Genomic DNA, 25,892 nt, shown 5'->3' with positions numbered 1-25,892 from the left:
GCCGGACGGCCCGCTCAGCCGGCGGCGACGGGCGTGACCCCGATCGCGCGTTCCACCGCACCCGGCGGCACGTCCGGCGGCGTGCCGCCAAACGCGGGGCACCGGTCACGGAACGAGCACCAGTCGCACAGCCGCGACGTCCGCGGACGCCAGTCGCCCGAGCGTGCGGTGTCCTCGATGCCCGCCCAGATCGACCGCACCCGCGCCTCGAGGGTGTGCATCTCCGACTCGGTCGGCTCGTGGCTGACCACCACGCCGTCCCCGAGGTACGCGAGCTGCAGCCGCTTGGGCAGGACGCCGCGCGTGCGCCACACGACGTACGCGTAGAAGCGCATCTGGAACAGCGCCGAGCTCTCGTACCCCGCACGCGGAGAGCGACCCGTCTTGTAGTCCACGACGCGGACCCAGCCGTTGGGGGCGACGTCGACCCGGTCCACGACGCCCCGCAGGCGCGGGCCGCCCTCCAGGTCGTGCCGCACCTGCAGCTCGCGCGCACGCGGCTCGAGGCGGGTCGGGTCCTCGAGCGTGAACCACGTCGCGAGCAGCCGCTCGGCCCCCGCGAGGAACTCGGCGCGCTCCTCGTCCGTGGTGTGCAGCTCGGCGTAGCGCGGGTCCTCCGCCAGCAGCGCCTCCCAGTGCGCCGGCAGCGACGCGCACGCCGCCGCGAGCGTGCGCTCGGGAGCGGGGAGGTCGAACAGCGTCTCCAGCACCGCGTGCACCAGCGTGCCGCGCGCGGCGGCCGGCGACGCGGGCTCCGGCAGCCGGTCCACGACCCGGAACCGGAACAGCAGCGGGCACTGGAGGAAGTCGTTGGCGCGCGAGGGGGAGAGCCCGGGCACCCGCGGCTCCGCGCCCGCCACCGCGCCGTCGCCCGACGGCGGGGTCGCCGCGGTGACCGGGCCGTCGACGGGTCGGGAGGGCTGCTCGGTGTCCACGCTCACGCGACGAGCGTAGGCGCGCCCACCGACAGGTCGCGCCTGGTGCTGCCCGGGGTGCACCGCGCCCGACCGGGCCCGGGACGGACCGTAGGCTGGCGCACGTGAGCGCACCTCGACCCGAGCATCCGTCCGGCTGGGTGCTCGGGCACGTGGCCGGAGCACCCGTCGTCCTGGCGCGGTCGTGGGTGCTCGCCGCGGTGGTCCTCACGCTCGTGTTCGCCCCGAGCGTGCAGTCCTGGACGGGCGGCGGCGGGCTGCTGCCGTACGTCGTCGCGCTCGTCTTCGTCGTCCTGCTCTTCGCCTCCGTGCTCGTCCACGAGCTCGCGCACGGGCTCGTGGCCCGCGCGCGGGGCCAGCAGCCCCGCGCGTTCGTGCTCACGCTGTGGGGCGGGCACACGACCTTCGGGGGAGCGGCGTCCAGCCCCGCGACGAGCGCCCTGGTCGCGGTCGCCGGGCCGGTCGCCAACCTCGTGCTGGCCGGCGCGTTCCTGCTCGTCGCGGACCACGCCGTCGCGGACGGCACGCTGCTGCAGACGGTGCTGCGCGCCGGGGCCCTCGCCAACGGGTTCGTCGGGCTGTTCAACCTCGTGCCCGGTCTGCCGCTCGACGGCGGCCGCATCCTCGAGGCCGCCGTGTGGGCGGCGACCCGCGACCGGCACCGCGGCACCGTCGTCGCCGGCTGGGCCGGGCGCGTCGTCGCGGTGGGTGTCGTCCTGGCCGTGCTCGTCCGTCCGCTGCTCGCCGGCACCAGGCCCGACCTCGTCACCGTCGCCTGGGCGGCGCTCATCGGCGCGTTCCTGTGGGCGGGAGCCTCGGGCGCGGTGCGCGCGGGGCGCTCCGGGCGGGCCGTGGACGCCCTGAGCCTGCAGACCGTCGGGCGCCCCGCCGTGGTGGTCGGCGCGCAGGCCTCGCTCGCGCAGGCACGTGCCACCGCGGCGGCCGCGCACGCGGCCGAGGTCGTCGTGCTCGCGCCCGACGGCCGGCCCGCGGCGTACGTCGACACGGACGCCGCCGCGCGCGTGCCCGCCGAGCTGGCGGGCACGACGAACGTCGTCGCGGTGTGCACGCCGCTGCCCGTGGGGGCCGTGGTCGACGGCGCCCTCACGGGGGACGCGCTGCTGCGCGCCCTGTCGACGGCGTCGGCGCACAGCCCCGTGGTCGCGGCCCTCGTCGAGGGTCGCGTCGTCGCGCTCGTGCGCACCTCGGACGTCGTGGCCGCCCTGCGGGGTTGACGTCCTCTGCGCGACCGGGGCGCGGCCGGCCCCGGCCGGCGGTCCACGGGGCGCCGGACTCACCCGCACCGGGGGAGGCGCGCGCCGCGCCGCGCGGGCCAGCGTGGAGCGTGGTCGTCCCCTGCGTGCCGACCGCGGGACGACGACGAGGAGAGGGCGGGACGATGACGACGTTCACCGTGTGGAAGTTCGACGACCCGGAGCGCGCCCAGGACGCGGCGCGGATCCTGGCGGACGCCGAGGGCGAGGGTCTCGTGCACGTGGTGGACCGCGCCGTCCTGTCGTGGCCCACCGGGGCGTCACGGCCGACGATGCACCACGCGCGCAACGACGAGTGGCGGGGCACGGCGTGGGGTGCGCTGTGGGGGCTGATCGTCGGCGGGCTGTTCTTCCTGCCCGTGCTGGGGGCCGCTGCCGGGGCCGCGATCGGGGCGATCGCCCGTGCCGTCGCCGCCGTCGGCATCACCAAGGAGCAGCTCGAGACCGTCGGTCGGGAGGTCACGCCGGGGACCTCGGCGCTCTTCGCCGTCACCGAGGACGCCGACCTGGACCGGCTGGGCGAGCGCTTCCACGGTCTGCACTCGACGCTCGTCTCCACGAACCTGACCCCCGCGGAGAGCGCACAGCTCATCGAGACGTTCGGCTGACGTGGCCGGCGGGCACGGCCCGCGGCCGGGTCGCCGCGCGCCGGCGCCTAGACTCGGCGCCCGTGACCACCCACGACGCCGCCGTGCCCGCACCAACCGGGGCCGCGCAACGGCGCGGCCCGTTCCGCACGGGTGAGCGCGTGCAGCTGACCGACCCGCGCGGTCGACTCCACACGATCACGCTGCAGCCGGACGCGAGCTTCCACACGCACCGGGGGTACCTGCGCCACAGCGAGCTCATCGGGGCGTCCGAGGGCGTGGTGGTGCGGAACACGTCGGGCATCGAGTACCTGGCCCTGCGGCCCCTGCTGGCGGACCACGTGCTGTCCATGCCGCGGGGCGCGGCCGTGGTCTACCCCAAGGACGCGGGGCAGATCGTCACGATGGGCGACGTGTTCCCCGGGGCGACGGTCGTCGAGGCCGGTGTCGGGTCCGGCGGGCTGACCCTGTCCCTGCTGCGCGCGGTCGGCGACGCCGGACGCCTCGTGTCGATCGAGCGCCGCGAGGACTTCGCCGCCATCGCACGCGGCAACGTCGAGAGCTTCTTCGGGGGCCCGCACCCGGCGTGGGACCTGCGCCTGGGTGACCTCGCCGACGTCCTGCCGACCGCCGCGGCCCCCGGGTCGGTGGACCGCGTCGTCCTCGACATGCTCGCGCCCTGGGAGAACCTCGACGCGGTGGCCACGGCGCTCGCGCCCGGCGGGGTCCTGATCTGCTACGTCGCCACGACGACCCAGCTGTCCCGCCTCGCCGAGGACCTGCGTTCCGACGGCCGGTACACCGAGCCCGAGGCCTGGGAGTCGATGGTCCGCGGGTGGCACCTCGAGGGCCTGGCCGTGCGTCCGCAGCACCGCATGGTCGGGCACACCGGGTTCCTGATCACCGCGCGCCGGCTCGCGGACGGCGTCGAGCCGCCCCACCGCAAGCGCCGTCCCGCCAAGGGCTCCTACCCGGTCGCGGAGGACGGTGCGCCGGCCACGGACACCGAGCTGTGGTCGCCCGAGGCGATGGGGGAGCGCGAGACGTCGGCCAAGAAGATCCGCCGCGTGCGCCGCGACCTGCACGTCGCACCGGAGGACCTCGGCCCGCAGGGCCCGGCGACGGCACCGCCGACCGACTGACGCGACGGCGCGGCCGGACGTGTCCACGGTGCGGGACGGGCCGGCTGCGCCCGGCCGGGGGCGCGCCGGATGTTGACATGTGCGGCTAGGGTCGTCGGACCAGCAGGCACAGCGACGTGCACGGTGGACCGGAGGGCGCTCGCGAGGCGGAACGGAGGCCGATCACATGACGGAACCTGCTGTCCCAGGACGTGACCTGCAACGCGAGCTGGCGGTCCTCGCCGCCAAGAACGAGCGGCTCAGCGAGGCACTCGTGGCCGCACGTGAGCAGATCCTCGAGCTCAAGCGCCAGGTGGACGACCTGGCCAAGCCTCCCGGCACCTACGCCACGTTCCTCGGCGCGCGCGCCGACGGCACGGTCGACATCGTGTCCGCCGGCCGCAAGATGCACGTGGGGGCCAGCCCGAGCCTCGACGTCCACCACCTGCGCCCCGGCCAGGAGGTCATGCTCAACGAGGCGCTGACGGTCGTCGAGGCCGGTGGGTACGAGAAGGTCGGCGAGATCGTCACCGTCAAGGAGATGCTCGGCGAGGGCCGCGCGCTCGTCGTCGGGCGTGGTGACGAGGAGCGGGTCGTGCGGTTCGCCGGCCAGGTCGCCGACGGCGGCGTGCGGGTGGGCGACGCGCTGACGATCGACTCGCGCAGCGGCTTCGTGTTCGAGGTGATCCCGCGGGCGGAGGTCGAGGAGCTGGTCCTCGAGGAGGTCCCGGACATCGACTACACCGACATCGGTGGTCTGGGTCCGCAGATCGAGGCGATCCGCGACGCGGTCGAGCTGCCCTTCCTGCACCCCGAGCTGTTCCGCGAGCACGGGCTCAAGCCGCCGAAGGGCGTGCTCCTGTACGGCCCGCCGGGCTGCGGCAAGACGCTGATCGCGAAGGCCGTCGCGCACTCGCTCGCCGCCACCGCCGCGGCCGCGCGGGGCGACGACGTCTCCGACGCCCGCTCGTACTTCCTCAACGTCAAGGGCCCCGAGCTGCTCAACAAGTACGTCGGGGAGACCGAGCGGCACATCCGCCTGATCTTCGCGCGTGCGCGTGAGAAGGCGTCCCAGGGGCACCCGGTGGTCGTGTTCTTCGACGAGATGGAGTCGCTGTTCCGCACCCGCGGCACGGGGGTGTCCAGCGACGTGGAGACGACGATCGTCCCGCAGCTGCTCTCCGAGATCGACGGCGTCGAGCGGCTCGACAACGTCATCGTCATCGGGGCGTCGAACCGCGAGGACATGATCGACCCCGCCATCCTGCGGCCGGGGCGGCTCGACGTGAAGATCAAGATCGAGCGGCCCGACGCCGAGGGCGCGCGGGAGATCTTCGCGAAGTACCTCACGGCCGACCTGCCGATCCACGACGACGACATCGCGGAGCACGGCGGGTCGCCCACGGCGGCCGTCGAGGAGATGATCTCCCGCGTCGTCGAGCGCATGTACTCCGAGGCCGACGAGAACCGCTTCCTCGAGGTGACGTACGCCAGCGGCGACAAGGAGGTCCTGTACTTCAAGGACTTCAACTCCGGCGCGATGATCCAGAACGTCGTCGACCGCGCCAAGAAGTCGGCGATCAAGGACCTGCTCTCGACGGGCCAGCGGGGCATCCGGGTCGACCACCTGCTGTCGGCCTGCCTCGACGAGTTCAAGGAGAACGAGGACCTGCCCAACACGACGAACCCGGACGACTGGGCCCGGATCTCGGGGAAGAAGGGCGAGCGCATCGTCTTCATCCGCACGATCGTCCAGGGCAAGAAGGGCGTCGACGCGTCGCGCACCATCGAGAACGTGACGAGCACGGGCCAGTACCTCTGACGTCGCGGCCGTGGCCGCGGGACGGCCCGCGTGCACGGCGGTGGACGCACGCGGCCGCGTCGCGTGCGGACACCTAGGCTGGGCCTCGTGACCGTGCGCCGTGTGATGGGGCTCGAGACGGAGTACGGCGTCCTGCAGCCGGGCCGTCCGCTGGCCAACCCGATGCTCCTGTCGAGCCACGTCGTGGCCGTGCACGCCGCGGCGCGCGAGCTCGGCCGGGCGCGTGCCCGCTGGGACTACGACGACGAGGACCCGCTGCACGACGCGCGCGGGTTCCACCTGCAGCGGGCGTCGGCCCACCCGTCGATGCTCACGGACTCGCCGACCGTCGCCGCACCGTCGGGGGACGGTCCGCAGGAGATGGCGCGCTCGGAGGTCGAGGAGTACGAGGACCCCGGCGCGGCCAACGTGATCCTCACGAACGGTGCGCGGCTGTACGTGGACCACGCCCACCCCGAGTACTCGTCGCCCGAGGTGACGACGCCGCTCGACGCCGTGCGCTGGGACCGGGCGGGCGAGCTGGTCATGCTCGAGTCGGTGCGTCGGCTCGCCGCGACGCCGGCGCTGCCCGACGTCACGCTGTACAAGAACAACGTCGACGGGAAGGGGGCGACGTACGGGACGCACGAGAACTACCTCGTGGACCGTGCCGTCCCCTTCGGCGACCTCGTCTCGCGGCTGACACCGTTCCTCGTGACGCGGCAGGTGTTCACGGGCGCCGGACGCGTCGGCCTGGGCCCGCGCGGCGAGCACCCGGGATTCCAGCTGTCCCAGCGGGCGGACTACATCGAGGCCGAGGTCGGCCTGGAGACCACGCTGCGCCGGCCGATCGTCAACACCCGCGACGAACCGCACGCCGACCCGGCGCGCTGGCGGCGGCTGCACGTCATCATCGGGGACGCGACGATGCTCGAGGCCGCGACCTACCTGCGGCTCGGCACGACGTCGCTGGTGCTGTGGCTCGTCGAGCAGGCGGAGTCCGGCGGCGCCGCCCGTGCGGTCGTCCACGCCGTGGACCGGCTCGCGCTGCGGGACCCCGTGGCCGCGGTCCACCGGGTGAGCCACGACCTGGCCCTGACCGAGCGGCTGGAGCTGGTCGACGGCCGCCGGCTCACGGCGCTGGAGGTCCAGGCGGAGTACCTGGCCGCCGTGCGTGCCGCCCTCGACGCCACGGGCGACCCGCCGGACGACCAGACGCGCGACGTCCTGGACCGCTGGGAGTCGCTGCTGGGGCGCCTCGCCGACGACCCCGCCTCGTGCGCGGGGGAGGTGGAGTGGCTGGCGAAGCTGCGCCTGCTCGACGGCATGCGCCGCCGCGACCACCTGGCGTGGGACCACCCGCGGCTGGCGGCCGTCGACCTGCAGTGGTCCGACGTCCGCCCCGAGCGCGGCCTGTACCACCGGCTCGTCGCCGCGGGCGCCGTCGAGCTGCTCGTGACGCCCGAGCAGGTGCAGGACGCCGTCGTGCACCCGCCGCAGGACACCCGGGCCTACTTCCGCGGCGAGGCGGTCGCGCGCTACGGCGGGCAGATCTCGGCCGCGAGCTGGGACTCCGTGGTGTTCGACGTGCCGGGGTCGCAGACGCTGCAGCGGGTGCCGATGCGCGACCCGCTGCGCGGCACGCGAGCGCACGTCGGCGAGCTGCTCGACCGCAGCCCGGACGCGCGGTCGCTGCTGGCGGCGCTCGGCGGGTGACGCGTGGGCACGTCCCCGCGGCGCGCCGTCCGTCCGGGGGCGCGCGCGGCACGCGGTTGAGGCGTTGGGCCTAGGGTGGTCACGCGGGCACGTGGGACGTGACCGCAGGACGGAGGTCACCCCATGGCTGAGCAGGAGCACGTCCGGCGCCGTCACGAGGACGAGCCGGGCGACGAGCCCGAGACGCCCACGCCGGCGGCACCCAGCACGCAGGCCCGGGACGCCGAGGTCGACGCGTTGCTCGAGGAGATCGACGACGTGCTCGAGCAGAACGCCGAGCAGTTCGTCCGGGGATTCGTCCAGAAGGGCGGGCAGTGATCCTCGATGACGCGCCACGCCTCCTCCGGTCGGCTCCCGTCCGCCTTCACCACACCCGGCAGCTCGTCGTTCGTCGACTTCCTGTCGGGGTACGCCCCCGACCTGCTGCCGGGCCGGCGGCCGGTGCCGGCCGGTGAGCTGCAGGCGCCGCACGCCACCACGATCGTCGCGCTGACCTTCGACGGCGGCGTCGTCATGGCGGGCGACCGCCGCGCGACGATGGGGTCGATGATCGCGAGCCGGCGCATCGAGAAGGTCTTCCCGGCGGACGAGTTCTCCGCCGTCGGGATCGCGGGGACCGCGGGTCTCGCGATCGAGCTCGTGCGGCTCTTCCAGCTCGAGCTCGAGCACTACGAGAAGATCGAGGGCAGCCTGCTGTCGCTCGACGGCAAGGCCAACCGGTTGGCGACGATGATCCGCGGCAACCTCGGCCTGGCGATGCAGGGTCTGGCCGTCGTCCCCCTGTTCGGCGGCTACGACCTCGACCGGGGTAGCGGCCGCATCTTCTCCTACGACGTCACGGGCGGGCGGTACGAGGAGCTGGGCCACCACGCCGTGGGCTCGGGGTCGGTCTTCGCGCGCGGCTCGCTGAAGAAGCGGTGGCGCCCCGACCTCGACGCGGCCACGGCCGTGCGGGTCGCCGTGGAGGCGCTCGTCGACGCCGCCGACGACGACTCGGCGACCGGCGGGCCGGACCACGCCCGGCGGATCTGGCCCGTCGTGGCGACCGTGACGCAGGCCGGCTACCTGCGCGTCTCGGACGACGACCTGGCCGCCGCGGTCGACGTCGTCGAGAACGGCCGACGCAGCGCACGCCGCGAGGGAGGTGCGCGATGAGCATGCCGTTCTACGTCTCGCCCGAGCAGCTCATGAAGGACCGGGCGGACTACGCCCGCAAGGGCATCGCCCGGGGCCGGTCCGTCGTCGTGCTGCAGTACGACGACGGCATCGTGTTCGCGACCGAGAACCCGTCGCGCGCGCTGCACAAGATCTCCGAGATCTACGACCGCATCGCGTTCGCCGCCGTCGGCAAGTACAACGAGTTCGAGAACCTGCGGGTCGCCGGCGTGCGGTACGCGGACCTGCGCGGGTACTCCTACGACCGCGTCGACGTCACGGCGCGCGGCCTGGCCAACGCGTACGCCCAGACGCTGGGCACCGTCTTCACCACGGAGTCCAAGCCGCTGGAGGTCGAGCTGGTCGTCGTCGAGGTCGGGCGCGAGCCCGCGGGCGACCAGATCTACCGCCTGGCGTACGACGGCTCCGTGACCGACGAGCACGGCTGGGTCGTCATGGGCGGCCAGGCGGAGCGCCTGGCCGGCGTGCTGGGCAGGGAGTGGCGCGCCGGCATGACGCTCGCGGAGGCGCTCGGACTGGCCGTGCGGGTGCTCGGCTCCGCGGCCGACGACGCCGACGCCCGCGTGCTGGGTGCCGCCCAGCTCGAGGTCGCGGTGCTGGACCGCACACGCCCGCGGCGGGCCTTCCGTCGGCTGACGGGCGCCCTGCTGGAGGACGTGCTCGGCGGGGCGGCAGCCCCGGCGGGCGGGGACGCGCCACCCGCACCCTGACGGTGCCCGGGCCGACGAGGGAGACGGGGACGAACGCATGGACAGGCGCATCTTCGGTCTGGAGACCGAGTACGGGGTCACGTGCGCGGCGCAGGACGGCCGCGGCCTGTCCGCGGACGAGGTCGCGCGGTACCTGTTCCGCAAGGTCGTCGCGTGGGGGCGCTCGTCGAACGTGTTCCTGCGCAACGGCTCGCGGCTGTACCTCGACGTCGGGTCGCACCCGGAGTACGCGACCGCCGAGTGCGACGACTGGCGCCAGCTGGTCACCCACGACCGGGCGGGTGAGCGGATCCTCGAGGGCCTGGTGGGGGACGCCCAGCAGCGGCTCGAGCACGAAGGGCTGCCCGGGCGCATCCACCTGTTCAAGAACAACACCGACTCGGCCGGCAACTCCTACGGGTGCCACGAGAACTACCTGGTGCGGCGGCAGGGTGACTTCGCCCGCCTGTCGGACGTCCTCGTGCCGTTCCTCATCACCCGGCAGATCCTCACCGGGGCGGGCAAGGTCCTGACGACGCCGCGCGGTGCCGTCTACTGCCTGTCGCAGCGCGCCGACCACATCTGGGAGGCGGTCTCGAGCGCCACGACCCGGTCGCGGCCGATCATCAACACGCGCGACGAGCCGCACGCGGACGCCGAGCACTACCGCCGCCTGCACGTGATCGTGGGCGACTCCTCGATGTCGGAGACGACGACGATGCTCAAGGTCGGGTCGACCGACCTGCTGCTGCGCCTGATCGAGTCCGGCGTCACGATGCGCGACATGACGCTCGAGAACCCGATCCGTGCGATCCGGGAGATCAGCCACGACATGACGGGCAAGCAGCCCGTGACGCTGACGACGGGCCGGACGGTCACCGCGATCGACCTCCAGGAGGAGTACCTCTCGCGCGTGAGCGACTTCGTCGCCGGCGAGGTGGGGCCCTCCCCGGAGACCAAGCAGGTGCTCGACCTGTGGGAGCGCGGGCTGCGGGCGCTGCGCACCGGCGACCTGACGCTCGTCGAGCGCGAGCTCGACTGGGTCATCAAGTACCGCATGATCGAGCGCTACCGCGCGAAGCACGACCTCGAGCTCTCGGACGTGCGCGTGCAGCGCCTCGACCTGGCGTACCACGACATCTCACGCACGGAGGGCCTGTACAACCTCCTCGCGGCACGCGGCCTCGTCGAGCGGGTCACGACCGACCTCGACGTGTTCGAGGCCACCGCGGTACCCCCGCAGACGACGCGTGCGAAGCTGCGGGGCGACTTCGTGCGCGCCGCGCAGGAGGCCCGGCGGGACTACACCGTGGACTGGGTGCACCTCAAGCTCAACGACCAGGCGCAGCGGACGGTCCTGTGCAAGGACCCGTTCCGCAGCGTCGACGAGCGCGTGGACAGGCTCATCGAGTCGATGTGACGGTGGCCACCCGTTCCGGACGCCGCGCCGGAAGGGGCGGCGCGCGCCGTACAGTGATGCCGCGAGCGGGCGGCCCGGTGCCGCGTGCTCGCCGATGACATGGTCGGACGAGCTGGCGGAGGCGTGAGCGTGCGGTGGGTAGCGGGTGTCCGCCGGGTCGTGGGGCCGGCCGTCGTGGCGCTGCTGCTCGCGGCGTGCGGTGCCGTCGACGCCGTCGACCCGGAGGTCACCGTCACGGGCGGCGCGGGGGAGACCCCCACGGTGACGTACCTGACGCCGCTGACGGTCGACACGACGTACCGGCAGACGGTGTGGCCGGGCACGGGTGCCGAGCTCACGGACGGCGCACCGGTGCTCATCGACTTCTGGCTGGAGAACGCGACGGACGCGAGCCTGGTCAAGGAGAGCTACTCGACGAGCCCGACGCCGCGGCTGCTGACGGCCGAGGAGCTCGGCACGGACCTCTACGAGACGCTCCAGGGCCAGCAGGTCGGCGCGCGGCTGCTCCAGGTGGCGCCGGGCGGGGCGGGCGCGGACTACCCGACGGTCACGGTGCTCGACGTGCTGCCCACGCGCGCGGTCGGTCAGCCGGTGCCACCGTCGCCGGCCCTGCCGGTGGTGACGGAGAGCAGCGACGGTGCCTTCACGCTGACGCCCACGGGTACCGAGCCCCCGGACGACCTGGTGGTCCAGCCCCTCGTGCGCGGCACCGGAGCCCAGGTCGCCACGGGTGACGTCATCACCGTCCAGTACAGCGGCTTCACGTGGGACGACGGGGTCCTGTTCGACTCCACGTGGCAGCACGGCCTGCCCGTGTCGTTCCCGCTCTCGGACGTGCCGTCGTGGGCCGAGGGCCTCGTCGACCAGCCCGCGGGCAGCCGCGTCATGCTCGTCGTGCCGCCGTCGTACTCGCTCGGTGTCACGGAGAGCGAGGAGCTCGCCGGAAGGACGGTGGTGTTCGTGATCGACATCCTCGCGACGGGCAACCCCGCCCAGGGTGCACCGTGACGCTCGCGCTGCGGGTGATCCCGTGCCTCGACGTCGACGCGGGCCGGGTCGTCAAGGGCGTGAACTTCGAGAACCTGCGGGACGCCGGTGACCCGGTCGAGCTGGCGCGACGCTACGACGCGGAAGGTGCCGACGAGCTGACGTTCCTCGACGTCTCCGCGTCGTCGTCCGACCGTGAGACGACGTACGACGTCGTGCGCCGCACGGCGGGCGAGGTCTTCGTGCCCCTGACGGTCGGCGGCGGCGTCCGCTCGCCGGAGGACGTCGACCGCCTGCTGCGGGCGGGCGCGGACAAGGTCGGTGTCAACACCGCGGCCATCGCCCGTCCCGAGCTCATCACGCAGATCGCTGACCGGTTCGGTTCGCAGGTCCTCGTGCTGTCGGTGGACGCGCGCCGCACGACCGGCGACGTGCGCACCGACTCCGGCTACGAGGTCACGACCCACGGCGGGCGGCGCGGCACCGGCATCGACGCCGTCGAGTGGGCGCACCGCGCCGTCGAGCTGGGTGTCGGCGAGGTGCTGCTCAACTCGATGGACGCCGACGGCACCACGACGGGCTTCGACCTGCCGATGATCGCCGACGTGCGCGCCCGTGTGGGCGTGCCGCTGATCGCGTCCGGCGGGGCCGGGACGGTCGAGCACTTCGTCGAGGCGGCACGCGCCGGGGCCGACGCGGTGCTCGCCGCGAGCGTCTTCCACTTCGGCACGCTCACGATCGGGCAGGTCAAGGACGGCCTGCGCGCCGCGGGCGTCGTGGTGCGCTGACGTCCCTCAGGGGCCGGTGAGCAGGTCCCTGACGGCCGCGACGTCGTCCGGTGCGCCGTCGACGCGGACGTCGGCCGCCTGCAGGCGGCCCGACACGGCGAGCACCAGCTCACCGACGTCACCGCGCAGCACGACCGCACCGTGCCCCGCGCGCGGGGCGTGCACGGCCGAGCGCACGTCGTCGTGCCGCACGAGCACGACCCCGGGACCCAGCCGGCGCAGCCGCAACGGGGCCATGCGCAGGAGCTGGCCCCACAGGACCTCGGCCAGGTCGTCGGGCAGGTCGCGGGGTTCGGCCGCGCCGGCGCCGCGGCGGACGTCCTCGGTGTGGACGAAGTACTCCGTCGCGTTCACGGCGTCGCCCGCCCAGGCGACCGGGCTCCAGCGCGGGGGAGGAGCCGCGAAGCGGTCGACCAGCGCCGCGTAGCCCTCCGGGTCGCTCGCCGTCGCGGCGAGCCGCTCCGTCGCGGCGGCGAGGCCGCCCCGCACGGCCGACGACGCGGCGCCGGGGTGCTCGCGCAGCACGAGGTGCGCCGCCAGGTGGCGGGCCTGCCACCCCTCGCAGAGGGTCGGGTCGTCCGGGTCCGCGGCGCGCAGCGCGTCGGCGAGCCAGCCTCGTTCGGTCTCGTGCCACGTCATGGCCGTGATCGTGCCACGCATGGCGCCGCGGTGCGCACGGCGCTCCGGCCACGCGGCCCACCGGGCCCTGTGGGTGCTGCGTGAGAAGATTCACGCCTTCCCCTCGCCCGTCAGGAGTGTGACCGCCGTGCCCGCGCGCCCGCCCACCCCCGCCGCCCCGCGCTCCGCGCTGCAGGGGTCCGCCGCGCGGCGCTCGGCCGCCCTGGTCTGGCGGGGCATGCGCGCCCACCCGCGCACGTACCTGGCGGCCGTCGGGACGTCCGCGCTCTTCGGGGCCCTGACGGTCGCGGTGAGCCGCGTGCTGGGCGCGGTCACGGACCAGGTCGTGGTGCCCGCGCTGGCGGGATCGCAGGCGGCGCAGGGACGGATCTGGGGCGCCGGCGCCGTCGTCGCCGCGGTGGCGCTCGCGCTGGCCGTGTCCGTCGCCGGGCGCCGGATCTTCGCGGGCATCGGTGTGGCCGACATCCAGGCGGACCACCGTCGCGCGGTGACGCGTCAGTACCTGCGCCTGCCGATGCCGTGGCACCGCCGTCACCCCACCGGCCAGCTGCTGTCCAACGCCGGGTCGGACGTCGAGGCCGCGACCGGGGTGTTCAACCCCCTGCCGTTCGCGCTCGGCGTCGTCGTGATGATCGTCGTCGCCACGGTCGCGCTGCTGCGGACCGACGTGTGGCTCGCGGTCGCCGCGCTCGTCGTGCTGCCGCTCGCCGTGGTCGCGAACCTGGTCTTCCAGCGGCGGATGACACCGGCGATCACCCGCGCCCAGCAGCTGCGGGCCGAGGTCGCCGACGTCGCGCACGAGAGCTTCGAGGCCGCGAGCCTCGTCAAGTCGCTGGGCACCGAGGACCGTGAGGACGCCCGGTTCGCCGACCGGGCGCGCGCCCTGCGCGACGCGAACGTGCGGGTGGGCGTCGTCCGGGCGGTGTTCGACCCCGTGATCGACCTGCTCCCGAACCTCGGCACCCTGCTCGTCCTGCTGGTCGGGACGCAGCGCGTGGCCGCCGGGGCGATCGGCACGGGCGACGTCGTCGCCGCGGCGTACCTCCTGACCTTGCTGGCCGTGCCCGTGCGCGCCTTCGGGTGGGTGCTCGGCGAGCTCCCGCGCGGGCTCGTCGGCCACGACCGCATCTCGCGGGTGCTCGACGCGCAGGGCGTGCCCGTCGAGGGCCGGAGGCGGCTGCCCCACGACGGTGGCGGCGCCGACGTGCGCCTGCGGGGCGTGCACCTGCAGGTGCCCGCCGCGGACGGCGACGTCGAGCTGCTGCACGACGTCGACCTGCACGTCACGCCCGGCCGCACGCTCGCGGTGGTGGGGCCGACGGGCTCGGGCAAGTCGACGCTCGTCGGGCTGGTCCCGCGGCTGGCGGACCCCTCGCGGGGTGTGGTCGAGATCGACGGGTGCGACGTGCGCGAGATCGCCCCGGCGGACCTCGCCGCGCAGGTGGGCTACGTGAGCCAGTCGGCGTTCGTCTTCGAGGACACGGTCCGCGGGAACGTCGCGCTCACCGACCCCGGCGACCCCGGGGCGCCGGACGACGAGCAGGTCTGGGCCGCGCTGGCGGCCGCACGCGTCGACGACGTGGTCCGGGCGCTGCCCGGTGGTCTGGACGCACCCCTCGGTGAGCGCGGGGCGAACCTGTCGGGGGGGCAGCGCCAGCGTCTGGCGCTCGCGCGCGCCCTCGTGCGGCGCCCCCGCGTGCTGGTCCTCGACGACGCGACCTCGGCGGTGGACCCGGCGGTGGAGCGCGCCATCCTCACCGGGCTGCGCCCGGCCGCCGACGAGCCGGGCCCGACGGTGCTCCTGGTCGCCTACCGGATGTCGTCGGTGCTGCTCGCCGACGAGGTCGTGCACGTCGACGGCGGACGGGTCGTCGACCGCGGCACGCACGCGGAGCTGCTCGCGCGCGACCCGGGCTACCGCGAGCTCGCGACGGCGTACGAGCGTGAGTCCCAGCGACGTGAGCGGGAGCGCGCCGACGAGGAGGCCGCCGCCGTGTGGGACGAGGACGCCACGACCGGAGGGGGACGCAGGTGACGAGCACCGCCGACGCACCGCAGGAGGCGGTGTCCTCGGGCAGGATGGCGCCCGCGAGCACGCTCGGCGTGCTGGCCACGCTGCGGCGCGGGGTGCAGGTGTCCCCGGAGCTCCTCGACGGGGTGACGGTCACGCTCGCGCTGGCGGTCGTCGCGGCCTCCGCCCGGGTGCTCGTGCCGATCGCCGTGCAGCAGACCATCGACACCGCCGTCCTCGCCCCGGGTGGCGTCGACGTGTCCCGTGCCGCCGCCCTGGTCGGGCTCGCGGCCGTCGGCCTGGCGGTCGGCGCGGCGTGCTCCGCGCTGGTCAACGTGCGGCTCTTCCGCTCGAGCGAGGCAGGGCTGCTGACGCTGCGCACCCGCGCGTTCCGGCACGTGCACGACCTGTCGGTGCTCACGCAGAACACCGAGCGGCGCGGCTCGCTCGTCTCCCGCGTCACGTCCGACGTCGACACGATCTCGATGTTCGTGCAGTGGGGCGGCATCATGCTGCTCGTCTCGGTCCTGCAGATCCTCGTCGCGACCGCGCTGATGGCGGTGTACTCCTGGCAGCTCACGCTGCTGGTCTGGGCGTGCTTCATCCCGCTGCTCGTCGTCCTGCCGCGGCTGCAGCGCGGGGTGAACCACCGGTACGCGGCCGTCCGCGAGCAGTACGGCGCCATGCTCGGTGCCGTCTCGGAGGCCGTCGTGGGCGCCGAGACGATCCGCGCGTACGGCGTGGCCGCGCGCACGCAGCGCCGCATCGACGCGGCGGTCACCGCGACCCGGCGGGCGATGGTGCGCGCGCAGAGCCTCGTCGCCGTGGTGTTCTCGTCCGGGGTGCTCGTCGCCAACCTCGTGCTGGCCGTCGTGGTGGTCGCCGGCACGTGGCTCGGCGTCGCGGGGGAGCTGTCCGTCGGCCGCGTGCTGGCCTTCCTCTTCCTCGTGCAGCTGTTCACCGGGCCGGTGCAGATGGCCACCGAGATCCTCAACGAGCTGCAGAACGCCGTGGCCGGCTGGCGCCGCGTGCTCGGCGTCCTGGAGACGCCCGTGGACGTGGCGGAGCCCACCGGCGACGACGCGGTCCCCAGCCCGCGCGGCCCGGCGACGGTGACGCTCGAGCGTGTCGGGTACGCCTACCCGGACGGGCCGCCGGTGCTGCAGGACGTCGACCTGCACGTGGCGGCGGGCACGTCCGTGGCCGTGGTCGGCGCGACCGGCTCGGGCAAGACGACGCTCGCCAAGCTGGTCGCGCGGTTCATGGACCCGACCTCGGGCGCCGTGCGGCTCGACGGCGTGGACCTGCGGCGAGTCGCGTCGCACGACCTGCGACGGCGCGTCGTGCTCGTGCCGCAGGAGGGGTTCCTGTTCGACGGCACGCTCGCCCAGAACGTCGCCTACGGGCTGCGCGACGGCCACGGGGGTGGCCCGGACCCGGAGCCCGAGGTGGCGCGCCGGGTCCGGCGCGTGGTCGACGAGCTCGGGCTGGACGCCTGGGTCGCCGAGCTGCCCGCCGGACTCGACACGCCGGTCGGGCAGCGCGGGGAGCTGCTGTCCGCCGGCGAGCGGCAGCTCGTCGCGCTCGCCCGGGCCCGCCTCGCCGACGGTGACCTGCTGCTGCTCGACGAGGCGACGTCCGCCGTGGACCCCGTGGCGGAGGTGCGGATCGCCCGCGCGCTGCGTGAGCTCGCACGTGGACGCACCACGCTGACGATCGCGCACCGCCTCTCGACCGCCGAGGCCGCGGACGTCGTGGTCGTCGTGCACGCGGGCCGGGTCGTCGAGACGGGCACGCACGCCGAGCTGGTCGCCCTGGGCGGCCACTACGCCGCGATGCACGCCGCCTGGGTGGCGCAGACCCGCTGAGCACCGGGTGTCCCCGGTCCGTCCACGGACGGGTCGGGACCCGGCGTGCCGCGCGTGGCAGGATCGTCGCGTGCCGCAGACCCCGCCCACCACCACGCCCGACGGCCCCGTGACGCGCAGCGCCCTCGACCCCGCGATCGCCGCCCGCCTGCGCCGCGACGACGCCGGCCTCGTGGCCGCGATCGTCCAGCAGCACGACACCCGCGAGGTGCTGATGCTCGGCTGGATGGACGACGAGGCGCTGCACCGCACGCTCACGACCGGCCGGGTGACGTTCTGGAGCAGGTCGCGCCAGGAGTACTGGCGCAAGGGGGACACGTCCGGCCACGTGCAGCACGTGCGCTCGGTGGCCCTCGACTGCGACGGCGACGCCCTGCTCGTGACGGTCGACCAGGTGGGGGCCGCCTGCCACACCGGCACCCGCACCTGCTTCGAGGCGGGCGGCGCGCTGCCCGTCACCGCCCCGCAGGAGACCCCCCGAGGAGCCCGGCCGTGACCCCGACGCCCGCTTCCACCGCACCCCGCGTGACCGCCGCGGACCTGCCGTGGGGCGCCACCTGGCCGACCCCCGAGGGGTTCCGCGAGCTCGCGGAGCAGCGGCGCGTCGTGCCGGTGGTGCGCAGGCTCCTCGCGGACGACGTGACACCCGTCGGGCTCTACCGCACGCTGGCGGCCGGGCGACCGGGCACCTTCGTGCTGGAGTCCGCCGAGTCCGACGGGACGTGGGGGCGGTGGTCGTTCGTGGGTGTCGCGTCGCGCGCGAGCCTGTCCGTGCGCGACGGGCGCGCGGTGTGGTCCGGCGACGTGCCGGTCGGCGTGCCCACCGATGGCGACGTGCTCGACGTGGTCGGACGGACGCTCGAGGTGCTGCACACACCGCGCGTCGAGGGCCTGCCGCCGCTGACGGGCGGGCTCGTGGGCGTCCTGGGCTGGGACGTCGTGCACCGCTGGGAGCCCACGCTGCCCGCGCTCGCGCCGGAGGAGCTGGGGATCCCCGAGGTCACGCTCCTGCTGGCGAGCGACCTGGCCGCCGTCGACCACGTCGACGGCTCGGTGTGGCTGGTCGCCAACGCCATCAACTTCGACGCCACCGACGAGCGCGTCGACGACGCGTACGCCGACGCGCTGCGGCGGCTGGACGACATGCAGGCCGCGCTGCGCCGGCCCGCGCCCCCGGCGCCCGCCGTCATCGACGTGGACGCCGCCGTGCCCGAGCTCGAGTTCCGCAGCACGCGCGAGGAGTTCGAGGAGTCGGTGCGGCGCGGCCAGGCGGCGATCCGGGACGGCGACGTGTTCCAGGTCGTGCTGTCGCAGCGCCTCGACCTCGACTGCCCGGCCGAGCCGCTGGACGTGTACCGCGTGCTGCGCACCGTCAACCCGAGCCCCTACATGTACCTGCTCGCGCTGCAGGACGCCGACGGGCGCGACTTCGCCGTCGTCGGGTCGAGCCCGGAGACGCTCGTCAAGGTCAGCGACAGCCACGTCACGACGTTCCCCATCGCCGGGTCGCGGCCGCGGGGGGCGACGCCCGAGGAGGACCGGGCGCTGCAGGACGAGGTCCTGGCCGACCCCAAGGAGCGCGCCGAGCACATCATGCTCGTCGACCTGTCCCGCAACGACATGGTCAAGGTCTGCGAGCCGACGAGCGTCGAGGTCGTGGAGTTCATGGCCGTGCGCCGGTTCTCGCACATCATGCACATCTGCTCGACGGTCGTCGGCCGGCTGCGCGCCGGGTCGACGGCGCTCGCGACGCTCATCGCGACCTTCCCCGCCGGCACGCTGTCGGGCGCGCCCAAGCCCCGCGCGATCGAGCTGATCGACGAGCTCGAGCCCGCCCGGCGCGGCGTGTACGGGGGCACCGTCGGGTACTTCGACTTCGCCGGTGACATGGACATGGCGATCGCGATCCGCACCGCGGTGATCCGTGACGGCCGCGCGAGCGTCCAGGCCGGCGGCGGCATCGTCGCGGACTCCGTGCCCGCGCTGGAGTACGCGGAGTCGCGCAACAAGGCCGAGGCAGTCGTCCGTGCGGTGCAGCTCGCGGCGCGCCTGCGACGCGACGCGCCGTGAGCCGTGCGACGCCGGCGCGCGCGGCCGGTGATCCGCCCCGTCGTGCCCGGTGGGTCCTGCTGCTGCTCCTCGCAGCCGCGCTCGTGGGCGTGGTGGCACGGCCGACCTGGGTGGTGGCGGAGGGCACCAGCGCGCTGGCCGGGACCGTGACCGTCACGGTGACGGGCGCGCAGGCCGCTCCTCAGACGGGTGCAGCCGCGCTCGTGCTGCTCGCCGCCGCAGGGGCGCTCGGGCTGGTCGGGCGCGTCGGGCGCTGGGTCGTGGCGGCCGTCGCGGCGGCGGCCGGCGTGCTCGTCGTGGTGGGCGCCGCGGCCGTGGTCTCCGATCCCGCGCGCGCCGCGTCCGGCGCGGTGGCCGAGGCGACGGGCGTCGCGAGCGGCGCAGCGGGTGCCACGACGACGGCCTGGCCGCTGGTGGCCGTCGTCGTCGGTGCGCTCGTGGTCCTGCTCGCGGCGGCCTTGGCGCGCACCCGGGGCGCGTGGGACCAGCGCTCCCGGCGGCACGAGCGCCCCACGGGGCCGTCCGGCGGTACGGCCACACCCGGCGCGGCGGACGAACGTGCGGACTGGGACGCGCTGACACGCGGCGACGACCCGTCCTGACCAGCGCGTGGGCCCGTCGGGTCTCGGATAGGGTGAGGCAAACCGAGCACGAAGGACGTACCCATGGCCGATCATTCGCTGGCCCACCGAGCCCAGACCCCGACCCGTACCGAGACGGTGCACCTGCCGCCGACGACGCCGCCGACGAACCACGGACGCACCCTTGCCGCGTGGACGACCACGTGGTCGGTCGTGCTGGGGGCCGTCGTGGCCGCCCTGGGCGTGACGTTCACGCTCGCCTGGCTCTTCTGGGTCGGGATGGCGGTCATCGCGGCCGGCCTGGTCCTCGGCAAGGTCCTGCAGCTGCTGGGGCACGGCCAGGGCGGCGCTGCGACGCTCGCCCGCGCCCAGCGTCGCGGGAGCCACTGACCGCACCCCCGGGGAGTCCTCCGGTCCGCACCAGGCCGGCTCGACCGGCCACCAACGAGCCAGGGAGAGCCGCATGACGACGCCCAACGAGCCGCGTGACCCGTACGTGCCCGACGACCAGCCGGGTGCCGGGTCCGGGGCCCCCGACCCGGCGTCGCAGCCGCCCACACCGGCGGCCGGTGACGTCCCGCCGTACCCGGCGGGGACCAGCCCGGACGTGCCGGGCGCGGGTCAGCCGCCCGCGTACGGCCAGCCGCCGGCGTACGGCCAGCCGCCCGCGTACGGCCAGGGTCAGCCGCCGGCCTACGGCCAGGGTCAGCCGCCGGCCTACGGCCAGGCACCCGCCTACGGCCAGGGCCCGGCCTACGGCCAGGAGGCCGCTGGGTACGGCGCGGCCGGGTACGGCGCGCCGCAGTCCACGGCGCGCAACTCGCTCGGCGTCTGGTCCCTCGTGCTCGGCATCGTGTCGGTGCTGCTGTGCTGCCTGGTCGTCGGCATCGTCCCCGGCGCCGTCGGCGTCTGGCTCGGCATCAAGGGCCGCGCCGCGGCCGCGCGCGGCGAGGCCACCAACGGCGGCCTCGCGCTCGCCGGCATCATCATCAGCATCCTCGGCATTCTCATCGGCCTGTACTTCCTCGTGAGCTTCGCGGTCGCCTTCGCGCAGTACGGCGGCTGGGACGGCTTCTGGACGTACGTCCAGGACGAAGTGGAGCGTCAGCAGCAGCTGCAGGTCCCGTGACCCTCTCGGGTGCCGCCGGCACCGCACCCACGTCGCACCCCGTGCGGCGGGGTGCGGTGCCGTTCGCCGTCGGGGCCGTGGCCGCCGCCGGTGCGGCGCTGCTGGCCCTGCGCTCGCCCTACGAGTCGCTCAGCTACGGGATCTGCCCGTCGGTGCTGTTCCTCGGGGTGGCCTGTCCCGGCTGCGGCGGCCTGCGGGCCACCCACGACCTGGTGACGGGCGACCTGGCCGGCGCCTGGCAGGCCAACCCGCTGTGGACGGTCCTGGCGCCCGTGCTCGTGGCGACCTGGGTCGTCTGGACCGCCAGGCGGCTGCGCGGCGGTCCCGCGCTCGTGCTGCCGTCCTGGGTGCCGTGGGCGCTCCTCGTCGCCGTGGTGGGGTTCGCGGTGCTGCGCAACGTGCCGGTGCTGACGCCCTACCTGGGGCCGGCACCCCTGCCGTGACCGTCGGGCGTCCAGCGCCCTCGTCGACCGATCCGTCCGGAGGAACCACCGATGACCCAGTCCCACGACCCGCAGCCCGGGCCCGTCTACGGCCAGGAGGGTGCCTACGCGCCGCACGACGCGCCGCCGCCGCCCGGCACGGGCGGCGGTCCCGTCCCGCCGCCGGTGGGCCCGGCCGACGGCCGGGCGTCGGGCACGTACCCGCCTGCGGGCTACCCGCCTGCCGGCTACCCGCCTGCGGGGTATCCGCCGCCCGGGGCGGGCCCGTACATGCCCCGGAACGACCTCGCCGTGTGGTCGCTCGTGCTGGGTCTGCTCGGCGTGCTCGGCTGCGTCTTCTTCACGGGCATCCCGGCCGTCGTCGTCGGCGCCAACGCGCGCAAGGCGGTGGCGGCGGGGCAGGCGGACAACGAGGGGATGGCCACGGCGGGCATCGTGCTCGGCTGGGTGGCCACCGGGCTGGGGGTGCTGGTCGTCGCGCTGTTCCTGATGGCGCTGGTGCCGCTCTTCCTGGTCGGGCTCACCGTGCCGTTCATGAGCTCGGTCCCCTGAGGCGGGCGGTCCGGGCGGAGGTCCTGGTCCCACGCTTCGGGCGGTGGGCCGGTGGCGTGCGTCACGGCGTCTACGATGGCTGCTCGGCGGCAGGCCCGGGCAGAGGGCTGGTGCGCGCCGCACCAACCGGCCAGAGGGGATGATCCGTCGATGACCGTGCTGGACGACATCGTCGCGGGGGTCAGGCTCGACCTCGCCGCACGCGAGGCGACGACGCCTCTCGGCGAGCTCAAGCAGCAGGCGGCACGCCGCGAGTCGGCGCTGCAGTGCGTCTCGCGACTCAAGGTCGCGGACGCCGTGACCGTGATCGCGGAGGTGAAGCGCTCGAGCCCGAGCAAGGGTGCGCTGGCCGCGATCTCCGACCCGGCCGCCCTGGCGGCCGAGTACGAGAAGGGCGGTGCCGTCGCGATCTCGGTGCTCACCGAGCAGCGGCGGTTCAACGGCTCGCTCGAGGACCTGGACGCCGTGCGTGCCCGCGTCGACGTGCCGGTGCTGCGCAAGGACTTCGTGGTCTCGCCGTACCAGGTGTGGGAGGCGCGCGCGCACGGGGCGGACCTCGTCCTGCTCATCGTCGCCGCGCTCGAGCAGACGGTGCTGGAGTCGCTGGTCGAGCGCGTCCACTCGCTCGGCATGACGGCGCTGGTCGAGGTCCACGACACCGAGGAGGTCGCGCGGGCGGTCGACGCCGGCGCACGGGTCATCGGGGTCAACGCGCGTGACCTGCGTTCCCTCGAGGTCGACCGGACCACGTTCTCCCGCGTGGCGCCCGCGATCCCGTCCCACGTCGTGAAGATCGCGGAGTCCGGCGTGCGCGGGCCGCACGACGTCATGGACTACGCGCGTGCCGGTGCGGACGCGGTCCTCGTCGGCGAGGCGCTGGTGACCGACGACGCCCCACGGCAGTCCGTCGCCGACCTCGTCGCCGCGGGCGCGCACCCGGCGCTGCGGGCGGTGCGGCAGTGACCGCGCCCGCCGCGGGACGCGGCACGCCCGGCCGGCGGATGAGGGACGTGCTGCTCGGTGGCGGCCCGCTCGGGACGCACGAGGGCCCGTACTTCGGGGACTTCGGCGGCCGGTTCGTGCCGGAGGCGCTCATCGCGGCGCTCGACGAGCTCGAGACCGAGTACCGCAAGGCCCTGGCCGACCCCGCCTTCTCCGACGAGCTGGGACGGCTGCACCGGACGTACACGGGGCGGCCGAGCCCTCTGACGGAGGTGCCGCGGTTCGCGCGCCACGTGGGCGACGGCGTGCGCGTGTTCCTCAAGCGCGAGGACCTCAACCACACGGGGTCGCACAAGATCAACAACGTGCTGGGCCAGGCGCTGCTGGTCAAGCGCATGGGCAAGCGACGGGTGATCGCCGAGACGGGCGCCGGCCAGCACGGCGTGGCGACCGCGACGGCCGCCGCCCTGCTGGACCTGGAGTGCACCGTCTACATGGGCGAGGAGGACACCCAGCGCCAGGCGCTGAACGTCGCCCGGATGGAGCTCCTCGGCGCGACGGTCGTGCCCGTCACGATCGGCTCGCGCACCCTCAAGGACGCGATCAACGAGGCGCTGCGCGACTGGGTCGCCAACGTCGAGTCGACGCACTACCTGCTGGGGACCGTCACGGGACCGCACCCGTTCCCCGAGATGGTGCGCGACTTCCACAAGGTCATCGGCGACGAGGCCCGGGCGCAGCTGTTCGACGAGACGGGTCGCCTCCCGGACGCGGTCGCGGCGTGCGTGGGTGGCGGGTCCAACGCGATGGGCATCTTCAACGCGTTCCTCGATGACCCCGACGTGCGGCTGTTCGGCTTCGAGGCCGGGGGCGCGGGCATCGCGTCGGGCCGTCACGCCGCCCGGTTCTCCGGCGGCGCGCCCGGTGTGCTGCACGGTGCGCACAGCTACCTGCTGCAGGACGAGGACGGGCAGACGCTGCCGAGCCACTCGGTCTCGGCAGGGCTGGACTACCCCAGCGTGGGGCCGGAGCACGCGTGGCTGCACGACACGGGCCGCGCGGAGTACCGGCCCGTGACGGACGACGAGGCCATGGAGGCGTTCCGCCTGCTGTGCCGCACCGAGGGCATCATCCCGGCGATCGAGTCGGCGCACGCCCTGGCGGGCGTCATGCGCCTGGGGGACGAGGCGCGTGCGTGGGCGACGGACGGGCGCGAGCCGCTGATCCTCGTCAACCTGTCCGGTCGCGGGGACAAGGACGTCGCCACGGCGGCGGCCTGGTTCGGCCTGATCGAGCCGGAACCCGTGGTGAAGGCCGACGAGGGAGAGCAGCTGTGAGCATGACGGACGTGCGGTCGGTGACGGGCGCGCGGATCGACGAGCTCGCCCGGGGCCCCGAGGCGCGTGCCGCGCTCATCGGGTACCTGCCCGTCGGGTTCCCCTCGGTGCCGGGCTCGGTGCAGGCCGTGCGGACGATGGTGGACGCGGGCGTCGACGTCGTCGAGCTCGGGATGCCCTACACCGACCCGGTCATGGACGGCCCCGTCATCCAGGCGGCCGCCAACCGGGCGCTGGCGAACGGCACACGCGTGCGCGACTCGCTGCGCGTCGTGGAGGAGATCGCGGCCACGGGCACGCCCGTGCTCGTCATGACGTACTGGAACCTGGTGCTGCGCTACGGCGTCGACGCCTACGCCCGTGACCTGGCCGCGGCCGGCGGCGCGGGGCTCATCACGCCCGACCTCGTCCCGGACGAGGCAGCGCAGTGGATCGCCGCCGCCGACGCCCACGGGCTGGACCGCGTGTTCCTCGTGGCGCCGAGCTCGACGCCCGAGCGGCTGGCCTCGACGGTCGCGGCCAGCCGGGGGTTCGTCTACGCGGCGTCGACGATGGGCGTCACCGGCGAGCGGGCCACGGTGGGGGAGCGTGCGGAGCAGCTCGTCGCCGACACGCGCGCCGCCGGTGCGGCCCGCGTGTGCGTCGGGGTGGGGGTCTCCCTGCCCGAGCAGGCCGCGGAGGTCGCCACGTACGCCGACGGCGTGATCGTCGGGTCCGCGCTCGTGCGCGCGCTGCTCGACGCACCGGACGAGGCGGCGGGCCTGGACAGGCTCGCGGAGGTCGTGCACGGGCTGGCCGAGGGAGTGCGATCGGTGCGGCGTCCGCGGTGAACGGGCTGCTGCCGCTCGCGCTGCCCAGCCCGTCGCAGGGCGTGTGGTACCTCGGCCCGTTCCCGCTGCGGGCGTACGCGTTCGCGATCCTCCTCGGCATCGTCGCCGCGACGCTCATCACCCAGCGCCGCTGGAAGGACCGCGGCGGCGACCCGGAGGCGGTGCTCGACGTCGCGTACTGGGCCGTCCCGTTCGGCATCGTCGGGGGACGGATCTACCACGTCATCAGCTCGCCCGACGCGTACTTCGGCCCCGGGGGAGACCCTTGGAAGGCGTTGGCCATCTGGGAGGGCGGGCTGGGCATCTGGGGAGCCGTGGCGTTCGGCGCCGTCGGTGCCTGGATCGGCTGCCGGCGGCACGGGCTGCGCCTCGCGCCGTTCGCCGACGCACTGGCACCGGGCCTGCTCGTCGCACAGGGGATCGGACGGCTCGGCAACTGGTTCAACCAGGAGCTGTTCGGGGCGCCCACGACGCTGCCGTGGGGTCTGCGCATCGACGACGCGCACCTGCCGTCCGGCTACGACCCCGGCACGCTGTTCCACCCGACGTTCCTGTACGAGATGCTGTGGAACTTCGCCGCGGCGGCGCTGCTGATCTACCTGGACCGCCGACTGCGGCTGGGCCACGGGCGGGTCTTCTGGCTGTACGTCGTGCTGTACACCGTGGGACGCCTGTGGATCGAGCTCCTGCGCATCGACCCCGCCGAGACGGTCCTGGGCCTGCGGCTCAACGTCTGGACGTCGATCCTGGTCGGTGCCGGGGCGCTGGTAGCGTTCGTGGTGGTCGGGCGTCGGCATCCCGGACGTGATGCGACCCTCCTGCTGACACCCCCCACCACGCAGGACGACGAGGCGGACACGCCCGACCGCACCCGGTGACACCGGGTCCGGCCTACGCGGTGTCGTGCGAGGCGGTCATCCGGACCGTTCCTCGGACGGTATCGTCGCCTCACTGCACGGGCCGACGGCGTCCCGGTACCCCCATGTTCGTGCGACT

At 74.7% G+C, this 25,892-nt stretch carries 26 protein-coding genes; 24 read left to right on the top strand and 2 right to left on the bottom strand.

All coding sequences use genetic code 11. From position 1 onward, the window contains the following. Positions 1 to 14: 14 nt before the first annotated feature. Positions 15 to 860: a RecB family exonuclease gene (locus tag NP075_RS10510; protein WP_227563238.1), complete on the bottom strand. Its 846-nt coding sequence runs from the start codon at positions 858 to 860 to the stop codon at positions 15 to 17. 179 nt (positions 861 to 1,039) lie between these two features. On the opposite strand from NP075_RS10510, the gene NP075_RS10505 reads away from it, so the two are divergent. The 11 genes from NP075_RS10505 to hisF all read left to right on the top strand — a co-directional run bounded on the left by NP075_RS10505 (position 1,040) and on the right by hisF (position 12,494). Continuing rightward, positions 1,040 to 2,170 (top strand): site-2 protease family protein, encoded by a 1,131-nt coding sequence (locus NP075_RS10505; protein ID WP_227563130.1) that lies wholly within the window; start codon positions 1,040 to 1,042, stop codon positions 2,168 to 2,170. A gap of 164 nt (positions 2,171 to 2,334) precedes the next feature. Beyond that, entirely contained in the window at positions 2,335 to 2,817 is a 483-nt protein-coding gene (locus tag NP075_RS10500; RefSeq protein WP_227563129.1) for a DUF1269 domain-containing protein, read from the top strand. A 62-nt stretch (positions 2,818 to 2,879) separates the two neighbouring features. Then, positions 2,880 to 3,938 carry a tRNA (adenine-N1)-methyltransferase gene (locus NP075_RS10495; RefSeq protein WP_227563128.1) on the top strand — a complete coding sequence of 353 codons (1,059 nt, stop codon included), beginning with the start codon at positions 2,880 to 2,882 and terminating at the stop codon, positions 3,936 to 3,938. Positions 3,939 to 4,104: 166 nt separating this feature from the next. Next, on the top strand, positions 4,105 to 5,739 hold the full coding sequence (arc, locus tag NP075_RS10490; protein WP_227563127.1) for a proteasome ATPase: 1,635 nt from the start codon (positions 4,105 to 4,107) through the stop codon (positions 5,737 to 5,739). An 87-nt stretch (positions 5,740 to 5,826) separates the two neighbouring features. After that, positions 5,827 to 7,434, top strand: a complete 1,608-nt coding sequence (dop, locus tag NP075_RS10485; RefSeq protein WP_284439890.1) for a depupylase/deamidase Dop — start codon at positions 5,827 to 5,829, stop codon at positions 7,432 to 7,434. A gap of 123 nt (positions 7,435 to 7,557) precedes the next feature. Continuing rightward, complete coding sequence (locus tag NP075_RS10480) at positions 7,558 to 7,752, top strand: ubiquitin-like protein Pup (protein ID WP_227563126.1); 195 nt, start codon at positions 7,558 to 7,560, stop codon at positions 7,750 to 7,752. A gap of 6 nt (positions 7,753 to 7,758) precedes the next feature. Continuing rightward, complete coding sequence (gene prcB / locus NP075_RS10475) at positions 7,759 to 8,589, top strand: proteasome subunit beta (RefSeq protein WP_227563125.1); 831 nt, start codon at positions 7,759 to 7,761, stop codon at positions 8,587 to 8,589. After that, positions 8,586 to 9,320, top strand: coding sequence for a proteasome subunit alpha (gene prcA / locus NP075_RS10470; protein ID WP_227563124.1), 735 nt, complete (start codon positions 8,586 to 8,588; stop codon positions 9,318 to 9,320). The genes prcB and prcA overlap by 4 nt, the downstream gene beginning before the upstream one ends. Before the next feature lie 37 nt (positions 9,321 to 9,357). Continuing rightward, the gene (gene pafA, locus NP075_RS10465; protein ID WP_227563123.1) at positions 9,358 to 10,719 is read left to right on the top strand and encodes a Pup--protein ligase; all 1,362 of its coding nucleotides are present in this window, start codon (positions 9,358 to 9,360) and stop codon (positions 10,717 to 10,719) included. A 123-nt stretch (positions 10,720 to 10,842) separates the two neighbouring features. Then, on the top strand, positions 10,843 to 11,727 hold the full coding sequence (locus NP075_RS10460) for an FKBP-type peptidyl-prolyl cis-trans isomerase (protein WP_227563122.1): 885 nt from the start codon (positions 10,843 to 10,845) through the stop codon (positions 11,725 to 11,727). Then, the gene (hisF, locus tag NP075_RS10455) at positions 11,724 to 12,494 is read left to right on the top strand and encodes an imidazole glycerol phosphate synthase subunit HisF (protein ID WP_227563121.1); all 771 of its coding nucleotides are present in this window, start codon (positions 11,724 to 11,726) and stop codon (positions 12,492 to 12,494) included. The genes NP075_RS10460 and hisF overlap by 4 nt, the downstream gene beginning before the upstream one ends. Positions 12,495 to 12,500: 6 nt before the next feature. Here the strand turns inward: hisF and NP075_RS10450 are convergent, their stop codons facing one another. Then, positions 12,501 to 13,133, bottom strand: a complete 633-nt coding sequence (locus tag NP075_RS10450; protein WP_227563120.1) for a TIGR03085 family metal-binding protein — start codon at positions 13,131 to 13,133, stop codon at positions 12,501 to 12,503. 127 nt (positions 13,134 to 13,260) lie between these two features. On the opposite strand from NP075_RS10450, the gene NP075_RS10445 reads away from it, so the two are divergent. The 13 genes from NP075_RS10445 (at position 13,261) to lgt (ending at position 25,774) form a co-directional block, all read left to right on the top strand. Beyond that, positions 13,261 to 15,168, top strand: a complete 1,908-nt coding sequence (locus NP075_RS10445; protein ID WP_372456677.1) for an ABC transporter ATP-binding protein — start codon at positions 13,261 to 13,263, stop codon at positions 15,166 to 15,168. A gap of 44 nt (positions 15,169 to 15,212) precedes the next feature. Continuing rightward, positions 15,213 to 17,012 carry an ABC transporter ATP-binding protein gene (locus NP075_RS10440; protein WP_227563235.1) on the top strand — a complete coding sequence of 600 codons (1,800 nt, stop codon included), beginning with the start codon at positions 15,213 to 15,215 and terminating at the stop codon, positions 17,010 to 17,012. 70 nt (positions 17,013 to 17,082) lie between these two features. After that, the gene (hisI, locus tag NP075_RS10435) at positions 17,083 to 17,508 is read left to right on the top strand and encodes a phosphoribosyl-AMP cyclohydrolase (protein ID WP_372456676.1); all 426 of its coding nucleotides are present in this window, start codon (positions 17,083 to 17,085) and stop codon (positions 17,506 to 17,508) included. Further along, positions 17,505 to 19,082, top strand: coding sequence for an anthranilate synthase component I (locus NP075_RS10430; RefSeq protein WP_227582321.1), 1,578 nt, complete (start codon positions 17,505 to 17,507; stop codon positions 19,080 to 19,082). Before hisI ends, NP075_RS10430 begins: the two co-directional genes overlap by 4 nt. Continuing rightward, positions 19,079 to 19,684 carry a Trp biosynthesis-associated membrane protein gene (locus NP075_RS10425; RefSeq protein ID WP_227563118.1) on the top strand — a complete coding sequence of 202 codons (606 nt, stop codon included), beginning with the start codon at positions 19,079 to 19,081 and terminating at the stop codon, positions 19,682 to 19,684. The genes NP075_RS10430 and NP075_RS10425 overlap by 4 nt, the downstream gene beginning before the upstream one ends. A 63-nt stretch (positions 19,685 to 19,747) precedes the next feature. Beyond that, the gene (locus tag NP075_RS10420) at positions 19,748 to 20,053 is read left to right on the top strand and encodes an HGxxPAAW family protein (RefSeq protein WP_227563117.1); all 306 of its coding nucleotides are present in this window, start codon (positions 19,748 to 19,750) and stop codon (positions 20,051 to 20,053) included. Between the two features lie 73 nt (positions 20,054 to 20,126). After that, complete coding sequence (locus tag NP075_RS19050) at positions 20,127 to 20,792, top strand: DUF4190 domain-containing protein (RefSeq protein ID WP_284439889.1); 666 nt, start codon at positions 20,127 to 20,129, stop codon at positions 20,790 to 20,792. Continuing rightward, complete coding sequence (locus NP075_RS10410; RefSeq protein ID WP_227563116.1) at positions 20,789 to 21,235, top strand: DUF2752 domain-containing protein; 447 nt, start codon at positions 20,789 to 20,791, stop codon at positions 21,233 to 21,235. Before NP075_RS19050 ends, NP075_RS10410 begins: the two co-directional genes overlap by 4 nt. Positions 21,236 to 21,286: 51 nt before the next feature. Beyond that, positions 21,287 to 21,787 (top strand): DUF4190 domain-containing protein, encoded by a 501-nt coding sequence (locus tag NP075_RS10405; protein ID WP_227563115.1) that lies wholly within the window; start codon positions 21,287 to 21,289, stop codon positions 21,785 to 21,787. Positions 21,788 to 21,937: 150 nt separating this feature from the next. Then, positions 21,938 to 22,750, top strand: coding sequence for an indole-3-glycerol phosphate synthase TrpC (trpC, locus tag NP075_RS10400; RefSeq protein ID WP_227563114.1), 813 nt, complete (start codon positions 21,938 to 21,940; stop codon positions 22,748 to 22,750). A gap of 38 nt (positions 22,751 to 22,788) precedes the next feature. Beyond that, complete coding sequence (gene trpB, locus NP075_RS10395; RefSeq protein WP_227563232.1) at positions 22,789 to 24,066, top strand: tryptophan synthase subunit beta; 1,278 nt, start codon at positions 22,789 to 22,791, stop codon at positions 24,064 to 24,066. 2 nt (positions 24,067 to 24,068) lie between these two features. Continuing rightward, positions 24,069 to 24,896 carry a tryptophan synthase subunit alpha gene (gene trpA / locus NP075_RS10390; protein ID WP_227563231.1) on the top strand — a complete coding sequence of 276 codons (828 nt, stop codon included), beginning with the start codon at positions 24,069 to 24,071 and terminating at the stop codon, positions 24,894 to 24,896. Continuing rightward, a complete protein-coding gene (gene lgt, locus NP075_RS10385) occupies positions 24,893 to 25,774 on the top strand; it encodes a prolipoprotein diacylglyceryl transferase (RefSeq protein ID WP_227563113.1) in 882 nt (293 codons plus the stop codon). The genes trpA and lgt overlap by 4 nt, the downstream gene beginning before the upstream one ends. Positions 25,775 to 25,892 lie beyond the last annotated feature (118 nt).

This window comes from Cellulomonas wangsupingiae, from assembly GCF_024508275.1.
GTDB classification, from domain to species: domain Bacteria; phylum Actinomycetota; class Actinomycetes; order Actinomycetales; family Cellulomonadaceae; genus Cellulomonas; species Cellulomonas wangsupingiae.
The sequence above is the reverse complement of the archived record's forward strand: the minus strand, read 5'-3'. Positions and strand labels throughout refer to the sequence as shown.